Raw genomic sequence first — 25504 nt, 5'->3', positions numbered from 1 at the left:
TTTTTAAAACAGGAGAGTACAGAAAATATGAAGAAATTAATGGGAATTCCGGGAGAAGAGGGATATTCCATGCCCGGAGAATTTGAACCCCACAGAGGCTGCATCATGATCTGGCCCAAACGTCCCGGAAGCTGGAATTACGGAGCGGTAAAGGCCAGGGAGGCGTTTAAGAACGTGGCCCATGCCATTGCAGAGAGCGAGGACGTATATATGCTGGCAGAGCCGGACGTGGCTGAGGATGCCAGGAGGGCCCTGGGGGTCACGGGGGAGGCCGCGGCGGAAATGCCAGGGACCGGAGCCCGGATCCATGTGCTGGAAATGGGATCTGACGATGCCTGGGCCAGGGACGTGGGCCCCACCTTTGTGAAGAATAGGGCAGGGGACGTCAGGGGCATCGACTGGGAATTCAACGCCTGGGGCGGAACCGTGGACGGTCTGTACGCCCATTGGGAAAAAGACGACCAGGTGGCGGAGCGGTTCTGTGAGGCCCTGGGGTATGAGTGCTATGAGGCCCATCCCTTTGTGCTGGAGGGCGGCTCCATCCACAGCGACGGCCAGGGGACCATCCTGGTGACAGAATCCTGCCTTTTAAGCGTCGGGAGGAATCCGGAGCTTACGAAGGAGGAGATCGAAGAAAGGCTTCTCTCATATCTGGGAGGGAAAAAGGTCATCTGGCTGCCCCGGGGGATCTATAACGACGAGACCAACGAGCATGTGGATAATATCTGTGCCTTCACAGCCCCGGGCCATGTGGTACTGGCCTGGACCGATGACGAGGCGGATCCCCAGTATGAGCTGTCCATGGCCTGCCTAAAGGCCCTGGAGGCTTCTGTGGACGCCTGTGGCCGCAGGCTCCAGGTCCATAAGCTTCCGATCCCTAAAACGCCTATCTGTGTTACGGAGGAGGATCTTAAGGGCTATGAATTTGAGCCTGGCGAGGACGTGCGGGAGGCCGGAGAGCGTCTGGCAGCCAGCTATGTGAATTTTTATATTTCCAACGGCGGGGTGGTCGTACCCCAGTTCGGAGACGAAAACGATGAGACGGCAGTAAGGATCCTGGCGGAGCTGTTCCCGGGACGGAAGGTGCATCCGGTGGCAGCCAGGGATATTCTTCTGGGCGGAGGCAACATCCACTGCATCACCCAGCAGATCCCTGCGTCCGGCGTCTGTGAGTCTTTATAAGGAGGTTTTTATGCGTAAGGTAACTGTGGCGGCAGTGCAGATGCGCTGCACGGAAAATGCAGAAGAAAATATCGCCAGGGCTGAGGCCCTGGTGCGGAAGGCGGCGGCAGAGGGAGCGCAGATCATCCTTCTCCCGGAGCTGTTTGAACGGCCCTATTTCTGCCAGGAGCGCAGATATGAGTATTATGGGTATGCAAAGCCTGTGGAGGAAAACGATGCGGTGCGCCATTTTTCAAAGGTGGCAAAGGAGCTTTCTGTGGTGCTCCCCATCAGTTTTTATGAGAGGGACAAAAACCGCCTGTTCAATACTGTGACCATTCTGGATGCGGACGGGGAGAATCTGGGGATTTACAGAAAGACCCATATTCCCGACGACCATTATTACCAGGAAAAATTTTATTTCACTCCGGGCGATACGGGCTTTAAAGCCTTTAAGACCCGGTACGCTGTCATCGGCGTAGGCATCTGCTGGGACCAGTGGTTCCCGGAGACGGCCAGGTTCATGGCCGTAAAGGGTGCAGAGCTCTTATTCTACCCCACGGCCATCGGCAGTGAGCCGATCCTGGAGGTGGACAGCATGCCCCACTGGAGACGGTGTATGCAGGGCCACAGCGCCTGCAATCTGATGCCGGTGATCGCCGCCAACCGGGTGGGTCTGGAGACGGTGGAGCCCTGTGCGGAAAATGGAAACCAGAGTTCTTCCCTCCGGTTCTACGGCTCCTCCTTTATCACCGACGGAACGGGAGAGCTGGTAACATCCATGGACCGGGATTCGGAGGGCGTGATCACCGCCTCCTTCGATCTGGACGCCCTGGCGGAGGACCGCCTTTCCTGGGGACTGTTCCGGGACCGGAGACCGGAGCTGTATAAGGAGTAGGCCGGTCCGGGCGGCAGGCAGATGAAGGAACTGGCCCGCCCGGCGGGATCTGCGGATCTTTTCTGGCCGTCGGTTATGGATGCCATGACAAATATGTATACACGAAAACGGGTGCTGCCATTGAAAAGGCCGGGGGAATGGGATAAGATAAAGGACATCACAGGGAATAGACGGAGGAATATCTTATGGAATACAGGATCGCAGTGATCCCCGGCGACGGCATCGGGCCGGAGATCGTCACAGAGGCCAAAAAGATTCTGGACCGGGTGGGCCAGGTCTTCGGCCATACGTTCCATTACACAGAAGTGGATATGGGCGGCGTTTCCATTGACAAATACGGCGTACCGCTGACAAAGGAAGCCCTGGAAACGGCAAAAAACAGCGATTCCGTCCTGCTTGGAGCCGTGGGCGGCCATGTGGGCAATTCCCGCTGGTATGACGTGGCTCCTGAGCTGCGTCCGGAGGCCGGGCTTCTGGCGATCCGGAAGGGGCTGAACCTCTTTGCCAATATCCGGCCTGCCTGTCTGTATGACGGGCTGGAGGACGCCTGCCCGTTAAAGCGGGAGATCATCGGAGACGGCTTTGATATGGTCATTGTCCGGGAGCTGACCGGAGGCCTGTACTTCGGGGAACGTCATACAGAGGAGGTCAACGGAGTCATGCAGGCCACGGATACCCTGGTCTACAATGAGACGGAGATCCGCCGTGTGGCGGTGAAGGCCTTTGAAACGGCCATGAAGAGAAAGAAGAAGGTCACCAGCGTGGATAAGGCCAATGTGCTGGATTCCTCCAGGCTCTGGAGAAAGGTGGTGGCGGAGGTGGCGGCAGATTATCCGGAGGTGGCTCTGGAGAACATGCTGGTGGACAACTGCGCCATGCAGCTGGTGATGGATCCGGGCCAGTTCGACGTGATCTTAACGGAAAATATGTTCGGGGATATCCTGTCCGACGAGGCCAGCATAATCACCGGCTCCATCGGAATGCTTTCCTCCGCCAGCTTAAACGAAGGAAAGTTCGGCCTTTATGAGCCCAGCCACGGCTCTGCCCCGGATATTGCGGGAAAAGGCATTGCCAATCCCATTGCCACCATCCTTTCGGCGGCCATGATGCTGCGGTTTTCCTTTGATCTGGATAAGGAAGCGGAAGCGGTGGAAAATGCGGTGAAAAAGGTCCTGGCCGGGGGATACCGGACAGCGGATATTATGGCGGAGGGAATGAAGCAGACGGGAACGAAGGAAATGGGCGACCTGATCTGCAGTCAGATCGCATAAGGACCGTGGATCAGATACGGGGGCTGCTGGAAAGGAGGGGACTTGGCTTCTCCTTTCCAGCAGCCTTTTTGTATGGAATATGGCTCTGGTGCAGAAGGCATGGAAAAACAAATAATCAGAATAATTCTATACAATAACACAATTAAAAGACAACAGAAAAATAAAATAAAAATTTTTAAAAAAATGTATTGACAAAACGATACTGTTCGTCTATAATAAAGACAACAAAAACAAAGAGAAACAAAAATCCTTAAAAAAGATTTCAAAACTCTTTGGAGAAGGAAATCCAAAAAAGATTCCTATCTCGAAATGAACGTCCAAATCTAAGCAAAGGAGGTACGGACCACCGAAGACTTAAATCTCGTTTAGCTTTTATAAAAAAATAAAAGTCTAAACATAGGAAAACCACAAAACCGGAACAAACGGATCATAAAAGGTTATCTGATATTACTTAAAGATATGACGAGAAAGTATCAATAAGAAAAATACAATAATCGATATGAAAAAGAAAAAATGACAGAAGAAAAAAATTCGAAAAACCGGTGGAGTGAAGAAAGAAAATTTAATATAGATAAAAAACTCGAAAGTGAGGATCGTCCAATGGACAACGAAATGTAGAGTGGGTATCGGGAGAATCAGTAAGTGACTTTTTCGGTACCCACTAAATTTTTGCATGTCAGATCCCGCTCAGATCAAAGGGCGGGGTGTATTCTTCTTTTGCACTGCTTTTTTCCTGCATATATCCGTCTGTAAGCCCAAGTTCGATGGCAGTATCCACGACCTTCTGATATTCATAGGTGGTGATCCGGCGGCGGATCTCCGGATACTGGCTGCTTTTATAAAACGGCGTATACTGGCTCAGTATACTTAAAAGGAACTGTCCTGGAGGCAGCTCTTCCTTTATCCAGTGAAGGAGCCGGATGGAGTCCTCCTTTGCTCCGGGAAGGACCATGTGGCGGATCACTACGCCTTTTTTTAAAAGCCCCGGGTTTTCCGGGTCCCAGGCCAGCCCGCCGGATACGCGGATCATTTCCTTTATGGCTTTGGAGGCCATGGAGAAATAGTTCCGGGCTGCCGAGTATTTTTCAGACAGGCCGCTGTCATAATATTTAAGGTCCGGAAGCCAGATGTCGATGCAATCGGAAAATTCCCGGATGGTTTCGGTCCGCTCATAGCCGCCGCTGTTATAGACTACGGGGATGTGAAGCTCTGGCCGCGCCAGTTCCAGGGCCTGGCGGATGGACGGGAGATACTGGGTGGCCGTCACCAGGTTGATGTTGTGGGCGCCCTTTTCCTGGAGCTCCAGGAAGATCTCTGCGAGCCGGACTGTGGAAATTTCTTTTCCGAAATTTTCATGGCTCAGAGGATAGTTCTGACAGAAAACACATTTTAAGGTACAGCCGGAAAAGAATACGGTCCCGCTGCCGGCCGTGCCGCTGATGCACGGCTCCTCCCACTGGTGGAGGGCTGCCCGTGCGGCTTTGATCTGGTGGGAAGCGCCGCAGAAGCCAGGGGCCTTGGTCCGGTCGGCCCCGCACATCCTGGGGCACAGGGTACAGGATTCATAATTCATGGACATGGGGATGTCACCTCGTTTTATGTAGATTCTGCCAGAGCCGGGAGGCTGCCTGGGGCAGCCTTTCTGGTCTGGCAGTGGGCCGGGGATACAGGCCAGGGGCCGCCTCCGGTTTCTGGTCGGGCAGTGGGGCAGTTATTCCTCCGGGTCGCTCACATGCTCCGGAAGGAACTGATAGAGATCGTTATAGTGCTCCACCTCCGCAAAGGACTGGGGCAGGGACGGGATCAGTCCGGTGCAGTCCATGGCGGAGCAGGACTGGATATCCACGTCGTATTCGTCTTTGTTTTCCGCGTTTTTTCCAGGCTTCTGGTCCATACGTATCACCTCCGCAGCTTATTGTTCCGCGGATCCTGGCGGTTTATACATGGAGGCCGTCCCGGATCACTGCCCATTCCCGGATCAGCCGGTCTAAGGACCAGGCGGCGTTGGCCGGGCTGGTGGAGGGAAGGCGGACGGCTGCACGGCCGGTCCGGGGCTCCTGGTATTTTTTATAATATTGGAAGGAAGCGCCTCCGTTGCAGAAGATCCGGGAGATATCTGCGGCTGAAAGGATCCCGGAAAGGTCGTTGGGGACCACGTTTTTTATGGTGCTGTCGCTGGAGCCCTCGATGGTACAGGAGGCGATCACGTCCCAGAGAGCGATGCGGTGTTTTAACAGGAATATTTTCTTTTCCTCAATGGAGCCGGGCACCGGTTCCTCAAGGACTCCGGCCAGTACCTTCCAGAAACGGTTCTGGGGATGATGATAAAAAAACAGGCCCTCCCGGGATTTGACCGATGGAAAAGAGCCCAGGATCAGGATCCTGGAGGAAGCGTCAAAAAGGGGAGGAATGGGGTGGGTCACAGTTTCCATGGAACAGGCCTCCGTATGAGATGGCGGTTTTTATGTGTCTTTGTAGAGTATGGCAAAAATAAAGGATTTTGTCAAAGAAAAGTTTAAATTTATCTTTTTTTTATTGCTATCTGGGGAAACTCAACTTATAATGGTCTAAGTATCGGGGCGCCATGTCCGAAGGATATAGTTATAGAAAAAGTGGAGAAAGACAGAATGGATAACAACAATCAGAACAGAAATAATGGAAAGAAGCCGGGAGGCCCGGGGATCTGGGGCATGGTGATCGTCCTGTGCATCACGCTGGCGGTGGTCAGCATGATGAACTTTGCCCTGAAAAAGAGCCAGAGCCAGGAGGTCAGCTATGACGAGTTTGTCCGGATGATCGAGGACGGAGAGGTGGAGGCGGTCCGGGAGTCGGGCAGCCGGCTGGTGATCGTGCCAAAGAGCAGCTCCACCCAGTATTCCAGGCTGATCCAGTATTATACGGTCCGGGTCCAGGATCTGAAGCTGACGGACCGGCTTCTGGAAAGCGGTGTGCGCTTTGAGGGAGAGGACACCAGCGCCAGCTCCAGCATCATCAATTTCATTGTTGGGTGGGTGCTGCCGTCGGTGCTGATGATCGGACTGCTGTATATGATGTTTAGCCGTATGGGCGGCGGAAGCGGCATCATGGGCGTTGGAAAGAGCAACGCCAAGGTTTATGTCCAGAAGGAGACCGGCGTGACCTTTGCCGACGTGGCCGGTGAAGACGAGGCCAAGGAGTCTCTGGTGGAGATCGTGGATTTCCTCCATAATCCCCAGAAATATACAAAGATCGGCGCCAAGCTCCCCAAGGGAGCCCTTTTGGTGGGCCCTCCGGGAACGGGTAAGACGCTGCTTGCCAAGGCGGTGGCTGGAGAAGCCCAGGTGCCGTTTTATTCCCTGTCCGGTTCGGACTTTGTGGAAATGTTCGTGGGCGTGGGAGCGTCCCGTGTCCGGGACCTGTTCAAGCAGGCCCAGCAGTCGGCTCCCTGTATCATCTTTATTGACGAGATCGACGCCATCGGACGGAGCCGTGATTCCAGGTTTGGCGGGAACGACGAGAGAGAGCAGACCTTAAACCAGCTCCTTTCTGAAATGGACGGCTTTGATTCCTCCAAGGGCCTTCTGGTGATGGCGGCCACCAACCGGCCGGAGATCCTGGATCCGGCGCTCTTAAGACCGGGCCGTTTTGACCGCCGGGTCATTGTGGATAAGCCGGATCTGAAGGGCCGTGTGAATATCCTGAAGGTCCATTCCAAGGACGTGCGGCTGGATGAGACGGTGGACTTTGAAGAGATCGCCCTGGCCACCTCCGGAGCCGTGGGCGCGGACCTGGCCAATATGATGAACGAGGCGGCCATCAACGCCGTTAAGCACGGACGCCAGGCCGTATGCCAGAAGGATCTTTTTGAGGCTGTGGAGCTGGTGCTTGTGGGTAAGGAAAAGAAGGACCGGATCTTAAGTAAGGAAGAAAGACGGATCGTATCCTACCATGAGGTGGGCCACGCTCTGGTGACGGCTCTCCAGAAGGATGCGGAGCCGGTACAGAAGATCACCATCGTGCCCAGGACCATGGGCGCTCTGGGCTATGTGATGCAGGTGCCGGAGGAAGAGAAATTCTTAAATACGAAAAAAGAGCTGGAGGCCATGCTGGTGGTATCCCTGGCCGGCCGGGCAGCGGAGGAGATCGTGTTCGATACGGTGACCACGGGAGCTGCCAATGATATCGAGCAGGCCACCAGGATCGCCAGGGCCATGGTGACCCAGTACGGAATGTCGGAGAAATTTGGACTCATGGGCCTTGCCACCCAGGAAAACCAGTATCTGACGGGCCGTACCGTATTGAACTGCGGCGACGCCACGGCGGCGGAGATCGACGTGGAAGTGATGCGGATGTTAAAGGGCGCATACGCGGAGGCGAAACGGCTCCTTTCGGAAAACCGGGACGCTTTGGATAAGATCGCGGATTTCCTGATCGAAAAGGAGACCATCACTGGTAAGGAATTCATGAAGATTTTCCGCCAGGTGAAGGGGATCCCGGAACCGGAGGAGGAGATCCGGCCCGAGAAAAAACGCATGGGAGGCGCTCCTGTGGATCCGGCGGCCATGGAACGGCCGGAGACACCCAGGGAATTGTCCGGGGCTGCACCGGAAACGGACAGCCGGACCCAGGTTCCGTCTGAACTGGAAGAGGGGGAGCCTGCGGCGGAAACGGCTGGAAATGTACCGGAAGGCCGGAAGGCGGAGACCGGAGGGGCTGAAAATGAATAAATGGATCTTGTCGGGGGGACTGGCGGCATTTTTGGCCGCCGGACTCCCGTGGACGGCTTCCTACGGCGCGCCTTATGCGCCGGGGGATCCGTCCTTTTCTGAACAGTGGGCTTTTTATAATGACGGGACCTTTTCCATTGAAGAGGAGAAGAACCGGTATGCGGTCTACGACGACCCCTTTGGACAGCCATGGGCGCCCGGGGACTGGCACTTTGAGGAGCCGGAGCTTTTAGGCATGCTGGTCCAGGTAGAGCGGATCCGGGCAGCGGCCGGGATCGATGTGGGGATGGCCGATGCCTGGGCCTCCTACGGAGAGGGAAAGCGGGACGTGGTGGTGGCCGTCATCGATACCGGAGTGGATATTTCCCATGAGGATCTGGCGGGAGCTATCTGGGTCAATGAGGATGAGATCCCGGGAAACGGCCTGGATGACGACGGAAACGGATACGCGGACGATGTGAACGGCTGGAATTTTTACCATAACAATAACCAGATCTATAATGGCTCCGAGGACAGCCACGGCACTCACGGGGCCGGTACCATCCGGGCGTCCTCCGGCAATGGTGTTGGGATCTCTGGGATGATCCCGGGGGACCGGGTGAAGCTCATGCCGGTGAAGGCTCTGGGAGGCGGGGACGGTGAAGGAAATACAGCGGCTCTCATCAAGGCCATCCGCTATGCGGAGGACAACGGAGCTTCGATCTGCAATCTGAGCCTTACTTCTCCTACCAATGACCAGGCCCTGTACTGCGCCATCCGGGATTCCTCCATGCTTTTTGTGGCAGCAGCGGGAAACGACGGGAAGGATATCGACAGGACGCCGGTCTATCCGGCCTCCTATGAGCTGGACAATGTGATCTCCGCAGCCAATATATCCTGCGGGGGAGAACTCCACGAAAGCTCCAACTACGGCGTGGGATCGGTGGACCTGGCTGCGCCGGGAAGCTATATCTTAAGTACCACGCCGGGAAACACATACAGCTATATGACAGGAACCTCCATGGCGGCTCCCATGGTCACCGGGGCGGCGGCCATGGTCTGGTCCCATTTTGAAGGCATCGGGGCGGCGGAGGTGAAGGAGATCCTTTTAAATTCTGTGACTCCCCTGGACAGTCTTTCCGGAAAGGTAAAGACCGGAGGAATGTTAAACGTGGGGGCGGCCCTAAGGTATGACCTGGGGACGCTTTCCGGGAAAGCCTTTGAAGCAGGCGGGCACAGGCCGGAAAACGGCACAGCTCCCCACCTGGAGGCCCGGACGGAACGGACCCTGGCCGGATTGTATCTGAAGGTGAGGGTCGTGGATATTGACGGGGATCTGGACGTTCTTTATTATGCGCCGGGAGAACGGAATGCGGAATGGTTCCGGGAAAGGGAGGACTGCCAGTCCTTTACAGTCAGTGACCGTGACATTGCCGCCTTCCGCATCGACCAGGCGGGCGTTTATACGTTTTATGCCAGGGACAGAAGGGGCAACGATACGGCCTATACCGTAAGGATCGCAGATCTGCGGGAGGGTCCGGGGGTCCTGGACCAGTAAATAGAAAACCGTTGTTTTACAGGGGGTATGGCAGGGAGAGCAGCCAGTCTGTAAAACAACGGTTTTTTGCATTTTGGTATTCCCTTTTACCGGATCACATGGATCCAGCCCTGGGGCGCTTCGATGCGGCCCATCTGGATGCCGGTCAGGGTATCGTAAAGCTTCTGGGTGACGGGACCCATTTTTTCCATGCCGCTGGGCAGGCAGATCTCGTTTCCATGGTCCACGATCTTTCCGATGGGAGAGATCACTGCGGCGGTCCCGCAGAGGCCGGCCTCTGCAAATTCCTTCACTTCCTCAAAGGGAACTTCTCTTTCCTCTGCCTTTAAGCCCAGGTAATGCTCGGCCACATAGAGGATGGAGCGGCGGGTGATGGACGGAAGGATGCTGTCGGACTTGGGAGTCACCACGGTGTTGTCCTTTGTAACGAAGATGAAGTTGGCTCCTCCGGTCTCCTCCACATTTGTTCTTGTGGCAGCGTCCAGATACATATTTTCATCATAGCCCTGCTGGTGGGCGTCCACGATGGCGTGGAGGCTCATGGCATAGTTCAGACCGGCCTTTACATGGCCAGTGCCGTGGGGGGCTGCCCGGTCAAAGTCGCAGACGCGGATGGTGATGGGCTTTGCACCGCCCTTAAAGTAGGGGCCCACCGGCGTACAGAAGGTGCGGAACTGGTATTCGCTGGCAGGCTTTACGCCGATGACGGGATCCGATCCGAACATATAGGGACGGATATAGAGGGTTGCACCGGAGCCGAAGGGCGGCACATAATCGGCGTTGGCCTCTACGACCTTTGTAACGGCCTCCACGAAGCGTTCCTTGGGGAATACGGGCATTTCCAGTCTCTTTGCAGAGTTTTCCATCCGCTCGCCGTTTAAGTCGGGGCGGAAGGTGACGATATGGCCGTCCTCGGTGGTGTAGGCTTTTAAGCCCTCAAAGCAGGTCTGGGCGTACTGGAATACGCAGGCGCACTCATTCAAGAGGATCTGGTCGTCGGTGGTCAGGGCTCCCTGGTCCCAGGAGCCGTTTTTATAATTGGAAACGTATCTGTAATCGGTTTTCATATAGCCGAATCCGAGATTGGCCCAGTCGATGTTTTTTGCTGCCATAGATTTTTCCTCCGTTCTGCCGCTTTTGCCGGAAATGGAGCCTCCGGGGCTTTTTTGCGGCCGGTAATTATTTTTTTCCATTATAATGAGTTCTTCCGCAGACTTCAAGTTTTTTATGGAAAAAAGATGAAAAAAATCTATGAAAAATGCGAAAAATGTGATATAATATAATTTTAAGTTATGACCGATATGAATATATGGAAAGGAAGGGGAAAATGGAACGATTATTTACTGCATGGAAGCTGAAAAATCTGGAGATCCAGAACCGGATCTGCGTGCCGCCCATGGTCTGCTTCGGATGGAGTGATGAAAGCGGCATGGTGGTGGATAAGAACGTGGAGCATTACCGGGCCATGGCAAAGGGAGGACCTGGGCTCATCATCCAGGAGGCCACCTGTGTCAGCGAAAATGGCCGTTTAAGCCGGGACCAGCTGGGGATCTGGAGCGATGCCCATGTGCTGGGGCTTAAGCGGATCGTGGAGGCAGTCCACGGAGAGGACGTCCCGTTGCTTTTACAGATCCACCACGCCGGGGTGGTGTCTGAAACAGAGGATCCCGTATGTCCCAGTGATTATTCCCTGGTCTTTAAGGGAAGGGAGCGCCATGGGCGGGAGCTTTCTGTGGAGGAGATCCAGAAGATCGAAGGGGATTTCATAGAAGCAGCCAGAAGGGCATATGAGGCCGGTTACGACGGCGTGGAGCTCCATGGCTGCCACAATTACCTGCTGTGCCAGTTTTTTAACCGCCGGGTGAACCGGAGGACAGATCTGTATAATGCGGAAGATATGCAGATCGTAAAAAATATCATCGACGGGATCCGGAAGGTGACGCCGCCGGAATTTGTGGTGGGGATCCGTCTGGGGGCCTTTGAGCCGGAAATTTCCGACGGTGTGGCCCATGCTAAAAAGCTGGAGGCCATGGGCATCGACTTTATAAACGTGTCCTATGGCTTTGATAAGGAAGCTGTGCGTGAGAAGCCGCAGGGCTATCCCTTTGCAGAGGCCATTTACGGGGCAGAACGGATCAGGGCCGCGGTGTCGGTTCCTGTTTTTGCTGTGTACGGAATCCAGGACGGGGAGACGGCAGAGGCCGTTCTCAGTCAGACCGGGGCGGATATGGTCAACATCGGCCGCGGCGTTTTAGTGAATTATAACTGGGCCAGCGATGTGAAGGCGGGACGGGACCCGGGGAAATGCCTGTACTGCAAAACGTGTATGTGGCGGTCGGATCCGGATCAGTGTGCCGGGAAGCTGCTTTTTAACAGAAAGAGATAGGGGAGTCTTACGGACATGGAAAAGGGAAGAAAAAAGATCCATTATGCCTGGTTCATCCTGGCTGGCTGCTGTATCATGCAGGGAGCCAGCCTGGGACTGATCAATAACTGCTCCGGGGTGTTTTATTCTCCGGTGTGCCAGGATCTGGGATTTGAGATGGGGAAATTTACGTTTTACCGGATGCTTTATTCCATAAGCTCTGCTCTGGTCCTTCCATTTGTGGCGAAGAGCTTCCAGAAGCTGGACGTGCGTGCGGTCATCAGCGCGGCGGCAGTGGTGTTCGGCGTCTCCAATATGGCCATGGGGACCTTCACAGAGCTGTGGCAGTGGTATGCGGCCGGTATGATCCAGGGGATCGCGTCCTCATTTTTGTGCATGATCGCGGCCCCCATCCTTTTAAATAACTGGTTCCACAAAAAGGCAGGAATGGCTGTGGGGATCTCCGCCGCATTTTCCGGCCTCATGGGCATGATGGGGAGCAGCGCCCTGGGCTTTATGATCCCGGCCCTGGGCTGGCGGGCCAGCTACGGGATCATCGGGGCGGCCAGCATCGTCCTGATCCTTCCGGTCTCCCTGTTTGTCTTAAGGAACCGGCCGTCGGATAAGGGGATGCTCCCCTATGGGGCGGAGGAGCTTCCGGAAACAGCGGCTGCTTCCGGAGAAAGGCCGGATGTCAGAAAGAATGGTCCGTCAGCCGCAGCGGCTGGTCCGGAAAAGGGACTTTCCCTGGCATCCCTGGCAAAGCAGCCGGTCTTTTACCTGGCGCTTCTGGCCTATGCGGGAGCCCTGGCCGGCTCTTATCTGAACATGTTCCTGACCTCCTGCGGCCTGGATGCGGGCCTTCCCATGACTGCAGCGGCCATGATGACCACCATGGCGCTCCTTGGGAACATGTCCAGCAAGCTGTTTCTTGGAAAGGCCAGCGACGTGTTCGGGGCGGTCCGTACCTTTGAGCTTTCGATCCTGGTGTCAGAGATCGGCCATGTCCTTCTGCTCCTGGGACTTCCGGCCAGCGTCATGGCGGGAGCCCTCCTTTACGGGATCACGCCTCCCCTGTCCTCCGTAATGGCTCCGCTGTTCTGTAAGCTGTTCTGGAAAGGCGAGGATTATGGGACGGCCTATTCCTATGTGACCATGTTCGGGACTCTTCTGGTGTCTCCCTTTAATACCTGGTTTGGAAAATTTTATGATCTCACCGGAAGCTACGATCTGACCATCGGAGTCAGCGGCCTTCTCCTTGTGATCACCCTGGCCCTGGTGTGGGCCGGGGGCCGGAGCCTGAGGGCAGAAAAAAAGGCTTAGGGTGCTTCCTGGGCCAGGCGGATGAAGGCGTCCATCTCCCTGGTGACCCATTTATCCTTGTGATAGAGGATCTGACGCCAGATATGCATATGAAAATCCTTTACCGGCAGGACGGCCAGATGTCCTGCCGATATTTCGTTTTTAATGGAAAACTCCGGAAGAAAGGAGATCCCGGCATTGTTTTTCAACAGGCGGATGATAAATTCCGTGTTTCCAATTTCTAAAAACGGCTCGATCCGCAGATCCATGGACGTCAGATACCGGTCCAGAACAAACCGGTAGCTGGCGTCCTTTTCAGTTAAGAGAAAGGGCTCCGGAAGGAGCTCCTTAAGCTCCAGGGCTTTCCGGCCAGCCAGGGGATGGGCAGACGAGGCCACGAAGACAATGTCCTCCGGCTCCTCCAGGACCTTGACCCAGCGGTGGTCGTAGATCTTCTGATCCAGAAGGTACACGAAGTCGATGGCGTTGTGGTTCATCCGGTCCAGAAGCACGTCCGGGGAGTCCAGGACCATGCTGACCTTTACCTTTGGGTGGGCCTTATGGAAGGCCTCCATAAGATCCGGGAAGATGGAGGCGCAGATGGATTCGATGGTCCCGATGGTCAGGGCCCCGGTCAGCTCCTGGCTTTCGGTCACTGCGGCCCTGGCGCAGGAGATCTCCCGCATGACGGCGGCGGCATGGTCATAGAAGACCATGCCCTGATGGGTCAGGATGGTCTGTTTTCCGATGCGGTCAAACAGATGGATCCCCAGCTCCTGTTCTAACTGCTTGATCTGGATGGTGACCGCCGCCTGGGAATAGCCCAGGGCCCGGGCGGCCTTTGAAAAGCTCTTTAGCTGTGCCACCTGGAGGAAGGCGGCGATCTCGCGTAATTCCATGGCGTTATCCTTTGCAGATCTTTGTTTTTTGTTCCTGGGGCTATCATACAGGATGGAGAAGGGGAATGCAAGTAAACGATAAAAATATTTTAATAATATATTTAAAACATTAAATTTTACTTTTATCATTTCTTATGATATGCTGATTTATAAGACTGGGGCCAGAAGGAGTTCGGGTCCGTTTGTTTCTGCCGCCGGGGGAGAGCGGATCCATAAGAAGAAAGGACAGGAATGACCATGGAAAAGACCAATGTAAAGTACAATGCCTACATTAAGATCCTGGAGGAGGAGTTAAGACCGGCCATGGGCTGTACAGAGCCCATCGCTCTGGCATATGCGGCTGCTGTGGCCAGAAAGGTGCTGGGAGAACTGCCGGATAAGGTGGTGATCGGAGCCAGCGGAAGCATCATCAAGAACGTGAAATCGGTGATCGTGCCCAACACAAATCATTTAAAGGGCATTCCGGCTGCGGCTGCGGCTGGTATCGTGGCCGGGGATCCGGACAAGGAGCTGGAGGTGATCGCCAGCGTAGAGAAGGAAGCAATCGCGGAAATGAAGGAGTTCCTGGAAAAAACGCCTATTTCCGTGGAACATGTGGACAATGGCTTTACATTTGAGATCGTCGTTACCTTATATAAAGGGGAAACATGGTCCAGAGTCCGGATCGTCAACTTCCATACCAACATCGTACTGATCGAGAAGAACGGTGAGATCTTAAAGGAGGTGCCGGTGGAGGGCGAGACAAACGAGGGCCTCACGGACCGTTCCTTATTAAATATGGAAGATATCTGGGACTTCATCAATACTGTGGATGTGGAGGACTTAAAGCATGTGCTGGATCCCCAGATCCGCTGCAACATGGCCATTGCAGAAGAGGGCTTAAAGGGCAATTACGGCGCAAACATCGGATCTGTGCTTTTAGCCATGAACGGTGATGACATCCGTACCAGGGCCAGAGCCTGGGCAGCGGCCGGGTCTGATGCCAGAATGAACGGCTGCGAGCTGCCGGTGATCATCAATTCCGGCAGCGGAAACCAGGGGATCACAGCCTCTGTTCCGGTGATCGTCTATGCGAAAGAGCTGAATGCAGGTGAGGAAAAGATGTACCGGGCCCTAGCTCTTTCCAACCTGACCACGATTCACCAGAAAACGCCCATCGGCCGTCTTTCTGCCTTCTGCGGCGCGGTCAGTGCAGGCGCGGGTGCGGGAGCCGGTATTGCTTACTTAAACGGCGGAGACTTTGATGCCGTGATTCACACGGTGGTCAATGCGCTGGCCGTTATTTCCGGCATGGTCTGTGACGGAGCCAAGGCCTCCTGCGCAGCCAAGATCGCAGAGTCTGTGGACGCGGCCATCTTAGGCTATAATATGTACGTCAAAGGCCAGCAGTTCTATGGCGGCGACGGCATCGTAAAGAAGGGTGTGGAGAACACCATCCAGAACGTGGGCCGTCTCGCCAAGGACGGAATGAAAAAGACCAATGAAGAGATCATCAGTATCATGATCGAGTGCTAAAGGGGACCGTGCCTGGAGGATACTAGGGCCGGGTGCCTGGACGCCTGGATCGGACCTGTAAGTAAAAAGAATATGGATGCGGCAGACAGCGGGAGCCCCGGATGGGCCCCGCTGTTTTCGTGCTGCAAGAAAGCGTGTCCTGCGGCATGAAGCATCTCTGTTTGGGACCGACCTGGGGAGGAAGAGGGAGTCTGCCGCAGGAGAGAGGACAGACCGGAAAACGGTGTATAGCCAGGATGGCCAAAATCCTGGGGAGGCGATATACAAAAGACACAATACTTGTTGAAAAAGTATCATTTTAGTATAGTAAATGCACTATACAGGAGGCGCGAGATTGTGAAAAACATGCAAAAGAATACAATATATGTATAAAAATATTGACAAAATTGTGCAATACTGATATGATTAATGCCATAAGAAAACGGTATTACTATAAAAAGGAGGATTACATTTATGAGAAAAAGAAATGCAGTCAGAGCAGCGGCAGCAGCTCTTGCAGCCACGATGGTCCTTACGGCATGCGGCGGTGGCGGCGGAAATGAAACGACCGCAGCAGCCGGAGGAGACACCGGCTCCGCAGCAGCTGGCGGAGATGCGGCAGCTTCCGGTTCCGGCGAGGTTGGAAAGACCGATATTACTTTTGCCATGGGCGCAGATATCGTGACCCTGGACCCGGCAGGCCAGCAGGACACTACCACATCCGTGATCATCAAGCACGTATACAGCACGCTGCTTGATATCAGCGACGAGGGAGAGCTGGTTCCGGACCTGGCAGAGAGCTATGAGCTGGTGAATGATACAGACTTTGTGTTCAAGCTGAGAGAAGATGCCGTATGGTCCGATGGGACTCCGGTGACAGCCAACGACGTTAAATTTACCTTTGACCGTGCAAAGAATATGCCGAAGACAAAGAGCAATACTTCCAAGGTGAAAGAAGTAGTTGTGGACAACGAGCACCAGGTAACGATCAAATTAACAGAACCTTATGCTCCGTTCAAATCCATCGTTGCAAACTCCAACTTAAGTATCGTGCAGGAAGCGGCCGTGACAGCAGCCGGCGAGGCCTACGGCGATGCAGATAATGCGGTTGGTTCCGGTCCATTCACTGTAAAGGAATGGGTTCCCAACGATCATTATACACTGGAGAAGAACGCCAATTACTGGGGGGAGGAGCCAATTACCACATCCATTACCTGCCGTGTGATCCCCGAGGGCAGCGCCCGCGCCATTGCCCTGGAGACTGGTGAGGTTGATCTGGTATGGAACGTGGACCCTACTGACTGCTCCAACATCGAGGCAAATTCCGATGTGAAGCTTTTATCCCAGCCGTCCTCTTCCATCGAGTATCTGGGCATGAATGTGACAAAAGAGCACTTTAAGGATCAGAAAGTCCGTCAGGCCATCAACTACGCAATCGACAAGCAGGCATTAGTGGATACCATCGTAGAAGGCCGCGGAACCGTTGCCAACAGCTATATCAATAATACGATCCCTGGCTGGACCGACGAGGTAGAGGCTTATCCCTACGATCCGGAAAAGGCAAAAGAGCTTATGGCTGAGGCTGGATATCCCGACGGCTTCTCCTGCCAGCTCTGGGTAAACGGAGACGTTCGTACCCGTTCCGCACAGATGGTACAGGCGCAGCTGGCTGAGATCGGCATCACTGTAGATATCTCCACAATGGAATGGGGCGCATTCCTGGATGCATTAAATGCAGGCGAGCACGAAATGTTCATCCTTGGATGGTCCAACGGCACGTTCGATGCTGACGGAAGTACGTACCAGTTATTCCATTCTTCCAATCATGGAGCCACCGGAAACCGTGCGTTCATGACGGATGCTACTGTGGATGAACTGATTATGAAAGCGGCCCAGGAGAATGATAACGAAAAGCGTATGGAATACTATAAAGAGCTTCAGATCTACCTTCACGATCTGTCTCCGTGGTGCCCATTCTACTATAAGAACGACAACGTAGGCGTCCGCGCAGACTTACAGGGCTTCAAGCTCCACAAGGGCGCAAGCCACTATCTGGGCAACTGCCATTACGCAAAGTAATCGCTTTTTCAAAAATTGAATAAAAACTGAGATGGGGAGCGGGTCCTGGACCTGCCCCCATTAAAAAAGACATAATTATCAGAAAAAAGCCGTTTAGCGGCGGAATGGAAGGTATAAATGAGCAGGTACATACTGAAACGTCTGGTAATGCTTATCCCGGTTCTCATAGGTGTTACCTTTATGGTTTACTTCATTTTAAGCCTGTCACCAGGCGATACCGCTGCGATCATCGCAGGAGAGGGCGCAGATGCCCAGACCATCGAAGCAGTCAGAAAAGACCTGGGCCTTGATAAGCCCGTGATCGTCCAGTACGGAAAATATATGTGGAACCTTCTCCATGGCGACATGGGCGTATCCTATTCCACAAAGCGTCCCGTATTTACGACCATCATGTCTTCTTTCCCCAATACAGCGAAGCTGGCCTTCTGGTCTATCCTGGTGGCCGTAGCCATCGCTCTTCCCATCGGTATCATCAGCGCCACCAGGCAGTACAGCGCTGTGGATAACGTGGGAATGGTCGCAGCCCTTTTAGGTGTGGCGACGCCGAACTTCTGGCTGGGCTTAATGCTCATCATCGTGTTCTCGCTGAATCTGGGGATCCTTCCCTCGGGCGGTATGAGCGGATGGAAGAGTTATATCATGCCTGCCATTACCCTGGGAACCGGCGATGCGGCCCTTATCTGCCGTATGACCCGTTCCTCCATGCTGGAGGTTATCCGTCAGGACTATATCCGTACAGCCAGGGCAAAAGGTGTTCCGGAAAAGACTGTGATCCGGAAGCATGCCTTAAAGAATGCCCTGATCCCCGTTGTTACCGTTATCGGCCTTCAGTTTGGTTCTCTTTTAGGCGGTGCAACGCTGACAGAGACGGTATTCGCATGGCCGGGAGTTGGCCGTCTGGTGGTAGACTCCATTAAGAGTAAGGACGCCCCCATGGTTCTTGGATGTATCGTCATGCTGACGATCACGTTCAGCGTTATCAACCTGATCGTGGACCTGCTCTATGCGTATATCGATCCGAGGATCAAAGCACAGTATAAGAAGAAATAAGGAGGCAGCGTATGGCAACGACGAACAACAGCGCCGCACAGGCTGGCACGGCCACCAAGAAGCGTGGTCAGTTTAAAGAGACGTGGCGGCGTTTAAAAAAGAACAGAATGGCCATGATCGGACTTACAGTAGTGGTCTTCCTGGTCCTGATCTCGATTTTTGCAGACGTGCTGTTTGACTATGATACAGTTGTTATCAAGCAGAATACCCAGATCCGTCTCCAGGGCCCCAGCGCAGAGCACTGGCTGGGAACCGACGAATTCGGACGTGATATCCTGGCCCGTCTGGTACACGGCTCCAGAGTATCCTTAAGCGTAGGCGTTGTGGCAGTGTCCATTTCCCTGGTCCTGGGCGGAAGCCTTGGCGCAGCGGCCGGTTTCTACGGCGGCACCATCGACAACGTGATCATGCGTTTTATGGATATCCTGCTGGCAGTACCCAGCCTTCTGCTTTCCATTACCATTGTATCCGCTCTGGGACCCAGTATCATCAACCTGATGCTGGCCATCGCAATATCGTCCCTTCCCGGCTACGCGCGGATCGTCCGTGCCTCCGTCCTTACCGTAAAGGACCAGGAGTTCGTGGAGGCGGCAAAATGTATCGGGGCCAATAACTTTGAGATCATCCTCTCACATATTATCCCCAACTGTATGGCACCCATCATCGTACAGGTATCCTTAAAGGTAGCGTCCGCGATCCTTTCCACTTCCGGATTAAGCTTCCTGGGACTGGGCGTAAAGGCGCCCACGCCGGAGTGGGGCGCAATGCTTTCCGGCGGCCGCGCATATCTGAGAAATGCGCCGCATCTGACGATTTTCCCGGGTATCGCGATCATCATCACGATCCTGTCCCTGAACCTTTTAGGCGACGGACTGCGTGATGCACTGGATCCGAAGTTAAAGAAATAAGGGAGGACAGGAACAGTGGCAGAAAATAAAAAAGACCTGATTCTTGATATTAAGGATCTTGTGATCCATTATGAAACCGACGACGGAACCGTTGAGGCCGTAAACGGTCTGGATATCCAGCTGGAATACGGCAAGACCCTGGGACTGGTAGGAGAGACAGGCTCCGGAAAGACCACCACGGCCCTTTCCATCCTGCGCCTGGTTCCGGACCCGCCGGGAGTCATCAAAAACGGCTCCATCACTCTGGATGGAAAGGATATTTTAAATCTTCCCCAGAAGGATCTGGAGTCCATCCGCGGAAACCTGGTATCTATGATCTTCCAGGATCCCATGACATCCTTAAACCCGGTGCTTACAGTCGGCGAGCAGATCGCCGAGGTAATCGGGCTCCATGAAAATATCAGTGAAAAAGAGGCCGCCGACAAGGCTGGCCAGATGTTAGAGGTGGTAGGGATCCCCAAAGAGCGTTACGGCGAGTACCCCCACCAGTTCTCCGGCGGAATGAAGCAGCGTGTGGTCATCGCCATGGCCCTGGCCTGCAACCCGAAGCTTCTGATCGCCGACGAGCCTACCACGGCTCTGGATGTGACCATCCAGGCCCAGGTACTGGAGACCATGAAGGAGCTGAGAGAGAAGTTCGGCTCCGCCATGATCATGATCACCCACGACCTGGGGATCATCGCAGAGGTATGCGATGAGGTATCCGTAGTATATGCCGGTCAGATCGTTGAGCACGGAACCCTGGAGGACGTATTTGAACGCACGCTCCATCCGTATACAGAGGGACTGTTCGGCTCCCTTCCCAACATCGAAGAGAGACGCCACCGTCTCCAGCCGATCCCGGGTCTGATGCCAGACCCCACAGATCTTCCCAAGGGCTGCTGCTTTGCCCCCCGCTGCAAATACTGCACAGAGGCATGTACAAAAGCCCGTCCGGAGATGAAATGGGTCAGCGATACCCACTATGTACGCTGCTCCAGATACGACGAGCCTGGATTTAAGATTGAAAGGAGTGTGCAGTGATGTCCGACACGATCCTGGAAGTAAAACACTTAAAGAAATATTTTAATACTCCCAAGGGAACCCTTCATGCGGTTGACGACGTCAGCTTCACACTGGAACGCGGAAAGACCCTGGGAATCGTAGGAGAGTCCGGCTGTGGAAAATCCACCACTGGCCGTGCGATCCTCCGTCTGATCGAGCCCACCGCCGGCGAGGTGATCTTCAACGGCGAGGATATAACAAAGAAAAACAAAGAGCAGATGCGCCTTTTAAGGCGGGAGATGCAGCTGATCTTCCAGGACCCCTATGCGTCCCTGGATCCCCGTAAAACTGTCAGTGAGATCATCGGAGAGCCCTTAAAGCTCCAGAAGCTGATCCCGGATGCCAAAAAGAGGGCAGAGCGCGTTCATGAGCTGATGGAGGTCGTTGGACTGGCAGACCGTCTGATCAACACCTACCCTCATGAGCTGGATGGCGGCCGCCGTCAGCGTATCGGCATCGCCCGCGCCCTGGCCATGGAGCCCAAGCTGATCATCTGTGACGAGCCTGTGTCTGCCCTGGACGTTTCCATCCAGGCCCAGATCCTGAATCTGATGCAGGATCTTCAGGAGCAGATGGGACTGACCTATATCTTTATTACCCATGACCTTTCGGTCGTAAACCATTTTGCCAATGATATCGCTGTTATGTACCTGGGGCAGCTGATCGAGAAGGCTCCGTCTGTGACCTTATTCGATAATCCGGTCCATCCATATACCAAGGCCCTGCTGTCTGCGATCCCGGTGCCCAGTCTCAGGAAGAAGAGACAGAGAGTTATGTTAAAGGGTGAGATCTCCTCCCCCATCAACCCGAAGCCGGGCTGCCGGTTTGCTGTCCGCTGTCCGTATGCCACAGACCGTTGCCGGACCGAGGAGCCCAAGCTGGTGGAGATCGAGAAAGATCACTTTGTTGCATGCCATCTGACGGAAAAATAGTGAAAGGAAGCCCTCGGCATGGTATAATGCAGAGGGCTTGTTTCCTGTCCACACAGGCAGAAACGGCCAGATGGCTGTTTTTATGCCAGGCTGCTTTATTGCGTTGAACCGGAAACAGTAAAATCATTTAAAGAAGGAGACCAGAACATGAAAAAGATCGGAATCAATGACTTTACGTTCTACAATTACCCCACAGGGATCACCGCTTCTCCCGACGGAAAGCATGCTGCCATTGCGGTAGTAAATGCCAACGAAAAGGATAATACATACGATTCCTGCCTCTGGATCCATGACACAGAGAGCAAAAAAACGAGAAAGCTCACCAGTGGGAAAAAGGAACGCACTTTTATCTGGCTGGATAATGAAACGCTTCTTTTCACCTCTGACAGAGAGAAGGAGTATGCGAAAAAGGTAAAGGACGGAGAGGACTGGACCTGCTTTTATAAGATCAGTATTTACGGCGGAGAGGCCCAGTTTGCCTTTGCGGTTCCGTATAAGGTGACAAAAATGCAGCTGGCCGGGACGAAGCTGGTCCTGGGAGTAAAGTATGACTACAACAAACCGGATTTTGCCCATATGGAAGGGGAAGAGAAGGAAGAGGCCCTGAAGGCATGGAAGGACGAAAAGGATTATGAGGTCTTTGATGAGCTTCCGTTCTGGGCCAACGGACAGGGGATCGTAAATAAGAAGAGGACCCGTCTGGCTGTGTATGATATGGAGACCGGCGATGCAAAGATCGTAAGCCCGGAGTATGACAATGTGGAGGGCTTCTGGACTGAGGAAGGAAACAAGGTCCTTTTCATTTCCAGCCATTATACAGATAAGAAGGATGTATACGAGGGCCTTAAGATGTATACCATCTCCGAGGACAAGGTGGAGACTCTGGTGGAGCAGGGAGATATGAGCATCGACTATGCCTGCATCTTAAACGGCAAGGTGACCTTCTTCGCTTCTTATATGAAGGAGTACGGCTTCAATGAAAACGACAAGCTGTATACAGTGGAGAACGGCAAGGTGGAGCTGCTTTCCGATTACGATGACAGTATCCACAACAGCATCTGCTGCGACTGCAAATTTGCCGACGGCCCGGCCATTGTACACGATGACAAATACATTTATTTCCTGACTACATTAAGAAAGAACACGGCTCTCAGAAGATTTGATGCCAACGGCAATCTGGAGACACTTATTGACCGTCAGGGAAGCCTCCATACCTTAAGCCTGTGCGGGGATAAGGTATACTTCACCGGCATGAGAGAAATGGGACTGACCGAGTGCTACTGCTTTGACGGAAAAGAGGAGGAAAAGCTGACCTCCTTCAACGACGAGATCATGGCAGAGCGTTCCGTCCTTCCGGTGGAGGAGTTTACCTTTACATACAAGGGACTGGAGCTGGATGGCTATGTGATCAAGCCGCTGGATTATGATCCCAATAAGACGTATCCGGGCATCCTGACCATCCACGGCGGCCCCAGAGCCACCTTTGCTCCCACCTTCTTCCATGAGAACCAGGTATTTGCCAATGCCGGCTACTTCGTATTCTATACGAACCCCTTAGGCAGCGACGGACGCGGCAATGATTTCGCAGACCTGTCCGGAAGACACGGCAGCATCGACTTTGAGCACTGTATGGCTGTGACCGACGAGGTATTAAAGCGGTATCCGCAGATCGATGAGAAGCGCCTGGGAGTTATGGGCGGAAGCTACGGCGGATTTATGACCAACTGGGTGATCGGAAACACCACGAGATTCGCGGCGGCTGCTTCCCAGAGAAGCATCTCCAACTGGATCTCCAAGTGCATGACCACAGATATCGGATACTACTTCAACATGGATCAGATCAAGGCCGATCCGTGGGGAAATCCGGAGAAGATGTGGTCCCATTCTCCGCTGAAATATGCCAACATGGCAAAGACGCCCACCCTGTTCATCCAGTCGGACGAGGACTACCGCTGCTGGATGGGAGACGCCATCCAGATGTTCTCTGCCCTTAAGTATTTCGGGGTAGATGCAAGACTGTGCCTGTTCCATGGGGAAAACCATGAACTGTCCAGATCCGGAAAGCCCACCCACAGGATCCGCAGGATGCAGGAGATGATGGACTGGTTCGATAAATATCTGAATTAAAAGGGGAAAACTCCGGAGCTGTCGGGAAGCGTGATCCCAAGGGAATCTGGGCACGGCCATTTCCGGCAGCTCCGATGGGTATAACAAAAAAGGGAGGTTCTACAAAAATGAAGAAGAACAGATGGAAGGCAATGGCCGCACTGGCAGCAGCTGCCGTACTGGCGCTGAGTGCCTGCGGAAACTCCGGGGAAGACGGGAGCACCCAGGCAGCCGCATCCGCAGACGCAGGGGATGCAGCCGCCGCAGCGCCCACAGGAACAGGGGAAGGCTCCGGAGAGGTTGGAAAAAGTGATATCGTGATCGCTGGAAAGTCGGATATCAAGACCCTGGATCCCATGGGTACCAACGACACCACATCCTCCATTGCCCACCGCCACATTTACAGCCGTCTCATTGAGATCGATGAAAATTCTGAGATCGTAGGCGATCTGGCCGAGAGCTGGGAGCAGGTTTCCGATACGGAATGGAAATTCAAGATCCATGAGGGCGTCAAGTTCCACGATGGCACCGACTGTACGGCCAGCGATGTGAAATTCAGTCTGGAGCGGGCCAAGGAAATGCCCCGTGTCAAGCAGTATGTGGAGCAGATCGACAGTATCACTGTGGAGGATGATCACAATCTGACCCTTCATCTGGCAGAGCCTTACGCGCCGTTACTGGCTGCGCTGAGCCATACGGGTACCAGCATCGTGCCCGAGGCCGCTGTGACCGCCCAGGGCGACGCATTCTGGGAGAATCCCATCGGCACAGGCCCCATGCAGTTTGTGGAGTGGGTGCCCAATGACCATTACAGCTTAAAGCGGTTCGACGATTACTTCAAGGGACCTGGAAAGACCACCAGCCTGACATTAAGGATCATGCCCGAGGGCGGAGCCAGGACCATCGCCCTGGAGACCGGCGAGATCGACATGTCCATTTCCGTGGACGCCACAGACGTGCAGAATGTAAAGGCCAATAAGGAACTCATGGCTCTGGAAAAGACCTCTGTTTCTGTGGAGTATCTGGCCATGAACTGTGAGAAGGAGCCCTTCAACGATCCCAAGGTACGCCAGGCCATCAACTACGCTTTAAACCAGCAGGAGATCATCGACGTGGTCCTGGAGGGCAGAGGCCAGGTGGCCAACAGCGTCATGAACGTCAATATCCCGGGTTACAGCGAGGAGATCACCGGCTATTCCCAGGATCTGGAGAAGGCCAAGGCCCTGATGGCAGAGGCAGGTTATCCGGACGGCTTTAAGACCACCCTGTTTGCATCCGGCGATGTGAGAAACCGTGAGGCCCAGATCATCCAGGCCCAGCTTCTGGAGATCGGCATCGAGGTGGATATCCAGCTTTATGAGTGGGGCGCATTCTTAGACGCCATCAATAAGGGCGAGCACGATATGTTCATCAGCAGCTGGTCCAACGCCACCATGGATCCGGATGCCAGCATTTTCCCGCTGTTCCATACAAAGAACTTCGGAGCCACCGGAAACCGTGCGTTTTACAGCAATCCGGAGGTGGATACGCTGATCGAGCAGGCCCAGAAGGAGTCCGACAACGCCAAGCGTATGGAGCTTTATAAGGAGATCCAGCAGAAGATCAACGACGACGCTCCGTGGGCATGCCTGTTCTATGGAACCACCTGTACGGGTATCCGGGCAGACTTAAAGGGCTTTGTGCTCCATCCGTCGTCTGCAAACCATTACGAAAATCTGTACTACGAAAAATAAAAACTGCAAACCAGTAAAA

General features: G+C 54.0%; 20 protein-coding genes. 15 read left to right on the top strand and 5 right to left on the bottom strand.

Annotated elements, in window-relative coordinates; genetic code table 11:
- Positions 1 to 27: 27 nt before the first annotated feature.
- The 3 genes from aguA (at position 28) to leuB (ending at position 3330) form a co-directional block, all read left to right on the top strand.
- Positions 28 to 1182, top strand: a complete 1155-nt coding sequence (aguA, locus tag OCV69_RS03880) for an agmatine deiminase (RefSeq protein WP_158357778.1) — start codon at positions 28 to 30, stop codon at positions 1180 to 1182.
- Between the two features lie 10 nt (positions 1183 to 1192).
- Positions 1193 to 2059 (top strand): N-carbamoylputrescine amidase, encoded by an 867-nt coding sequence (gene aguB / locus OCV69_RS03875; protein WP_158357776.1) that lies wholly within the window; start codon positions 1193 to 1195, stop codon positions 2057 to 2059.
- 185 nt (positions 2060 to 2244) lie between these two features.
- On the top strand, positions 2245 to 3330 hold the full coding sequence (gene leuB / locus OCV69_RS03870; protein WP_158357774.1) for a 3-isopropylmalate dehydrogenase: 1086 nt from the start codon (positions 2245 to 2247) through the stop codon (positions 3328 to 3330).
- A gap of 676 nt (positions 3331 to 4006) precedes the next feature.
- Here the strand turns inward: leuB and OCV69_RS03865 are convergent.
- From OCV69_RS03865 to OCV69_RS03855, 3 genes are all read right to left on the bottom strand, one after another.
- Positions 4007 to 4909, bottom strand: a complete 903-nt coding sequence (locus OCV69_RS03865; RefSeq protein ID WP_331485627.1) for a radical SAM protein — start codon at positions 4907 to 4909, stop codon at positions 4007 to 4009.
- 132 nt (positions 4910 to 5041) lie between these two features.
- Positions 5042 to 5224 (bottom strand): hypothetical protein, encoded by a 183-nt coding sequence (locus OCV69_RS03860; protein WP_158357772.1) that lies wholly within the window; start codon positions 5222 to 5224, stop codon positions 5042 to 5044.
- 43 nt (positions 5225 to 5267) lie between these two features.
- Positions 5268 to 5762: a DNA-deoxyinosine glycosylase gene (locus OCV69_RS03855; RefSeq protein WP_158357770.1), complete on the bottom strand. Its 495-nt coding sequence runs from the start codon at positions 5760 to 5762 to the stop codon at positions 5268 to 5270.
- Between the two features lie 195 nt (positions 5763 to 5957).
- Here OCV69_RS03855 and ftsH point away from each other — a divergent pair, with 195 nt between their 5' ends.
- Both ftsH and OCV69_RS03845 read left to right on the top strand, forming a co-directional pair.
- Positions 5958 to 8036, top strand: a complete 2079-nt coding sequence (gene ftsH, locus OCV69_RS03850) for an ATP-dependent zinc metalloprotease FtsH (RefSeq protein ID WP_158357768.1) — start codon at positions 5958 to 5960, stop codon at positions 8034 to 8036.
- A complete protein-coding gene (locus OCV69_RS03845; RefSeq protein ID WP_262562984.1) occupies positions 8029 to 9573 on the top strand; it encodes a S8 family peptidase in 1545 nt (514 codons plus the stop codon). Before ftsH ends, OCV69_RS03845 begins: the two co-directional genes overlap by 8 nt.
- A gap of 86 nt (positions 9574 to 9659) precedes the next feature.
- On the opposite strand, the gene OCV69_RS03840 is transcribed toward OCV69_RS03845, so the two are convergent.
- Complete coding sequence (locus OCV69_RS03840; RefSeq protein WP_262562983.1) at positions 9660 to 10766, bottom strand: branched-chain amino acid aminotransferase; 1107 nt, start codon at positions 10764 to 10766, stop codon at positions 9660 to 9662.
- Positions 10767 to 10900: 134 nt separating this feature from the next.
- On the opposite strand from OCV69_RS03840, the gene OCV69_RS03835 reads away from it, so the two are divergent.
- Both OCV69_RS03835 and OCV69_RS03830 read left to right on the top strand, forming a co-directional pair.
- Positions 10901 to 11959: an oxidoreductase gene (locus tag OCV69_RS03835; protein WP_158357764.1), complete on the top strand. Its 1059-nt coding sequence runs from the start codon at positions 10901 to 10903 to the stop codon at positions 11957 to 11959.
- 15 nt (positions 11960 to 11974) lie between these two features.
- Positions 11975 to 13261 (top strand): MFS transporter, encoded by a 1287-nt coding sequence (locus OCV69_RS03830; RefSeq protein WP_158357762.1) that lies wholly within the window; start codon positions 11975 to 11977, stop codon positions 13259 to 13261.
- Here OCV69_RS03830 and OCV69_RS03825 read toward each other — a convergent pair.
- Positions 13258 to 14139 (bottom strand): LysR family transcriptional regulator, encoded by an 882-nt coding sequence (locus OCV69_RS03825; RefSeq protein WP_158357760.1) that lies wholly within the window; start codon positions 14137 to 14139, stop codon positions 13258 to 13260. The genes OCV69_RS03830 and OCV69_RS03825 overlap by 4 nt on opposite strands.
- 237 nt (positions 14140 to 14376) lie before the next feature.
- Here OCV69_RS03825 and OCV69_RS03820 point away from each other — a divergent pair, with 237 nt between their 5' ends.
- From OCV69_RS03820 to OCV69_RS03785, 8 genes are all read left to right on the top strand, one after another.
- Positions 14377 to 15654, top strand: coding sequence for an L-cysteine desulfidase family protein (locus OCV69_RS03820; RefSeq protein WP_158357852.1), 1278 nt, complete (start codon positions 14377 to 14379; stop codon positions 15652 to 15654).
- A gap of 453 nt (positions 15655 to 16107) precedes the next feature.
- Entirely contained in the window at positions 16108 to 17712 is a 1605-nt protein-coding gene (locus OCV69_RS03815) for an ABC transporter substrate-binding protein (protein WP_158357758.1), read from the top strand.
- Between the two features lie 117 nt (positions 17713 to 17829).
- The gene (locus tag OCV69_RS03810; RefSeq protein WP_022272506.1) at positions 17830 to 18762 is read left to right on the top strand and encodes an ABC transporter permease; all 933 of its coding nucleotides are present in this window, start codon (positions 17830 to 17832) and stop codon (positions 18760 to 18762) included.
- Between the two features lie 11 nt (positions 18763 to 18773).
- Entirely contained in the window at positions 18774 to 19670 is an 897-nt protein-coding gene (locus tag OCV69_RS03805; protein WP_022272505.1) for an ABC transporter permease, read from the top strand.
- A 15-nt stretch (positions 19671 to 19685) separates the two neighbouring features.
- Positions 19686 to 20693, top strand: coding sequence for an ABC transporter ATP-binding protein (locus OCV69_RS03800; protein ID WP_022272504.1), 1008 nt, complete (start codon positions 19686 to 19688; stop codon positions 20691 to 20693).
- Positions 20693 to 21646, top strand: a complete 954-nt coding sequence (locus tag OCV69_RS03795; RefSeq protein WP_215653490.1) for an ABC transporter ATP-binding protein — start codon at positions 20693 to 20695, stop codon at positions 21644 to 21646. Before OCV69_RS03800 ends, OCV69_RS03795 begins: the two co-directional genes overlap by 1 nt.
- Before the next feature lie 147 nt (positions 21647 to 21793).
- Complete coding sequence (locus OCV69_RS03790; protein WP_158357754.1) at positions 21794 to 23773, top strand: alpha/beta hydrolase family protein; 1980 nt, start codon at positions 21794 to 21796, stop codon at positions 23771 to 23773.
- Positions 23774 to 23880: 107 nt separating this feature from the next.
- On the top strand, positions 23881 to 25485 hold the full coding sequence (locus tag OCV69_RS03785) for a glutathione ABC transporter substrate-binding protein (protein ID WP_022272501.1): 1605 nt from the start codon (positions 23881 to 23883) through the stop codon (positions 25483 to 25485).
- Positions 25486 to 25504 lie beyond the last annotated feature (19 nt).

The sequence above is a fragment of the Alitiscatomonas aceti genome (genome assembly GCF_025567195.1).
In the GTDB taxonomy this organism is placed as follows: domain Bacteria; phylum Bacillota; class Clostridia; order Lachnospirales; family Lachnospiraceae; genus Alitiscatomonas; species Alitiscatomonas aceti.
Note: the sequence above shows the minus strand (reverse complement) of the source record. Positions and strands in the feature narration are given on the sequence as shown.

Coding starts and splice junctions, on each gene's coding strand:
- aguA (WP_158357778.1), top strand. CDS start 28: ATGAAGAAATTAATGGGAATTCCGGGAGAAGAGGGATATTCCATGCCC.
- aguB (WP_158357776.1), top strand. CDS start 1,193: ATGCGTAAGGTAACTGTGGCGGCAGTGCAGATGCGCTGCACGGAAAAT.
- leuB (WP_158357774.1), top strand. CDS start 2,245: ATGGAATACAGGATCGCAGTGATCCCCGGCGACGGCATCGGGCCGGAG.
- OCV69_RS03865 (WP_331485627.1), bottom strand. CDS start 4,909: ATGTCCATGAATTATGAATCCTGTACCCTGTGCCCCAGGATGTGCGGG.
- OCV69_RS03860 (WP_158357772.1), bottom strand. CDS start 5,224: ATGGACCAGAAGCCTGGAAAAAACGCGGAAAACAAAGACGAATACGAC.
- OCV69_RS03855 (WP_158357770.1), bottom strand. CDS start 5,762: ATGGAAACTGTGACCCACCCCATTCCTCCCCTTTTTGACGCTTCCTCC.
- ftsH (WP_158357768.1), top strand. CDS start 5,958: ATGGATAACAACAATCAGAACAGAAATAATGGAAAGAAGCCGGGAGGC.
- OCV69_RS03845 (WP_262562984.1), top strand. CDS start 8,029: ATGAATAAATGGATCTTGTCGGGGGGACTGGCGGCATTTTTGGCCGCC.
- OCV69_RS03840 (WP_262562983.1), bottom strand. CDS start 10,766: ATGGAAAAAAATAATTACCGGCCGCAAAAAAGCCCCGGAGGCTCCATT.
- OCV69_RS03835 (WP_158357764.1), top strand. CDS start 10,901: ATGGAACGATTATTTACTGCATGGAAGCTGAAAAATCTGGAGATCCAG.
- OCV69_RS03830 (WP_158357762.1), top strand. CDS start 11,975: ATGGAAAAGGGAAGAAAAAAGATCCATTATGCCTGGTTCATCCTGGCT.
- OCV69_RS03825 (WP_158357760.1), bottom strand. CDS start 14,139: ATGGAATTACGCGAGATCGCCGCCTTCCTCCAGGTGGCACAGCTAAAG.
- OCV69_RS03820 (WP_158357852.1), top strand. CDS start 14,377: ATGGAAAAGACCAATGTAAAGTACAATGCCTACATTAAGATCCTGGAG.
- OCV69_RS03815 (WP_158357758.1), top strand. CDS start 16,108: ATGAGAAAAAGAAATGCAGTCAGAGCAGCGGCAGCAGCTCTTGCAGCC.
- OCV69_RS03810 (WP_022272506.1), top strand. CDS start 17,830: ATGAGCAGGTACATACTGAAACGTCTGGTAATGCTTATCCCGGTTCTC.
- OCV69_RS03805 (WP_022272505.1), top strand. CDS start 18,774: ATGGCAACGACGAACAACAGCGCCGCACAGGCTGGCACGGCCACCAAG.
- OCV69_RS03795 (WP_215653490.1), top strand. CDS start 20,693: ATGTCCGACACGATCCTGGAAGTAAAACACTTAAAGAAATATTTTAAT.
- OCV69_RS03790 (WP_158357754.1), top strand. CDS start 21,794: ATGAAAAAGATCGGAATCAATGACTTTACGTTCTACAATTACCCCACA.
- OCV69_RS03785 (WP_022272501.1), top strand. CDS start 23,881: ATGAAGAAGAACAGATGGAAGGCAATGGCCGCACTGGCAGCAGCTGCC.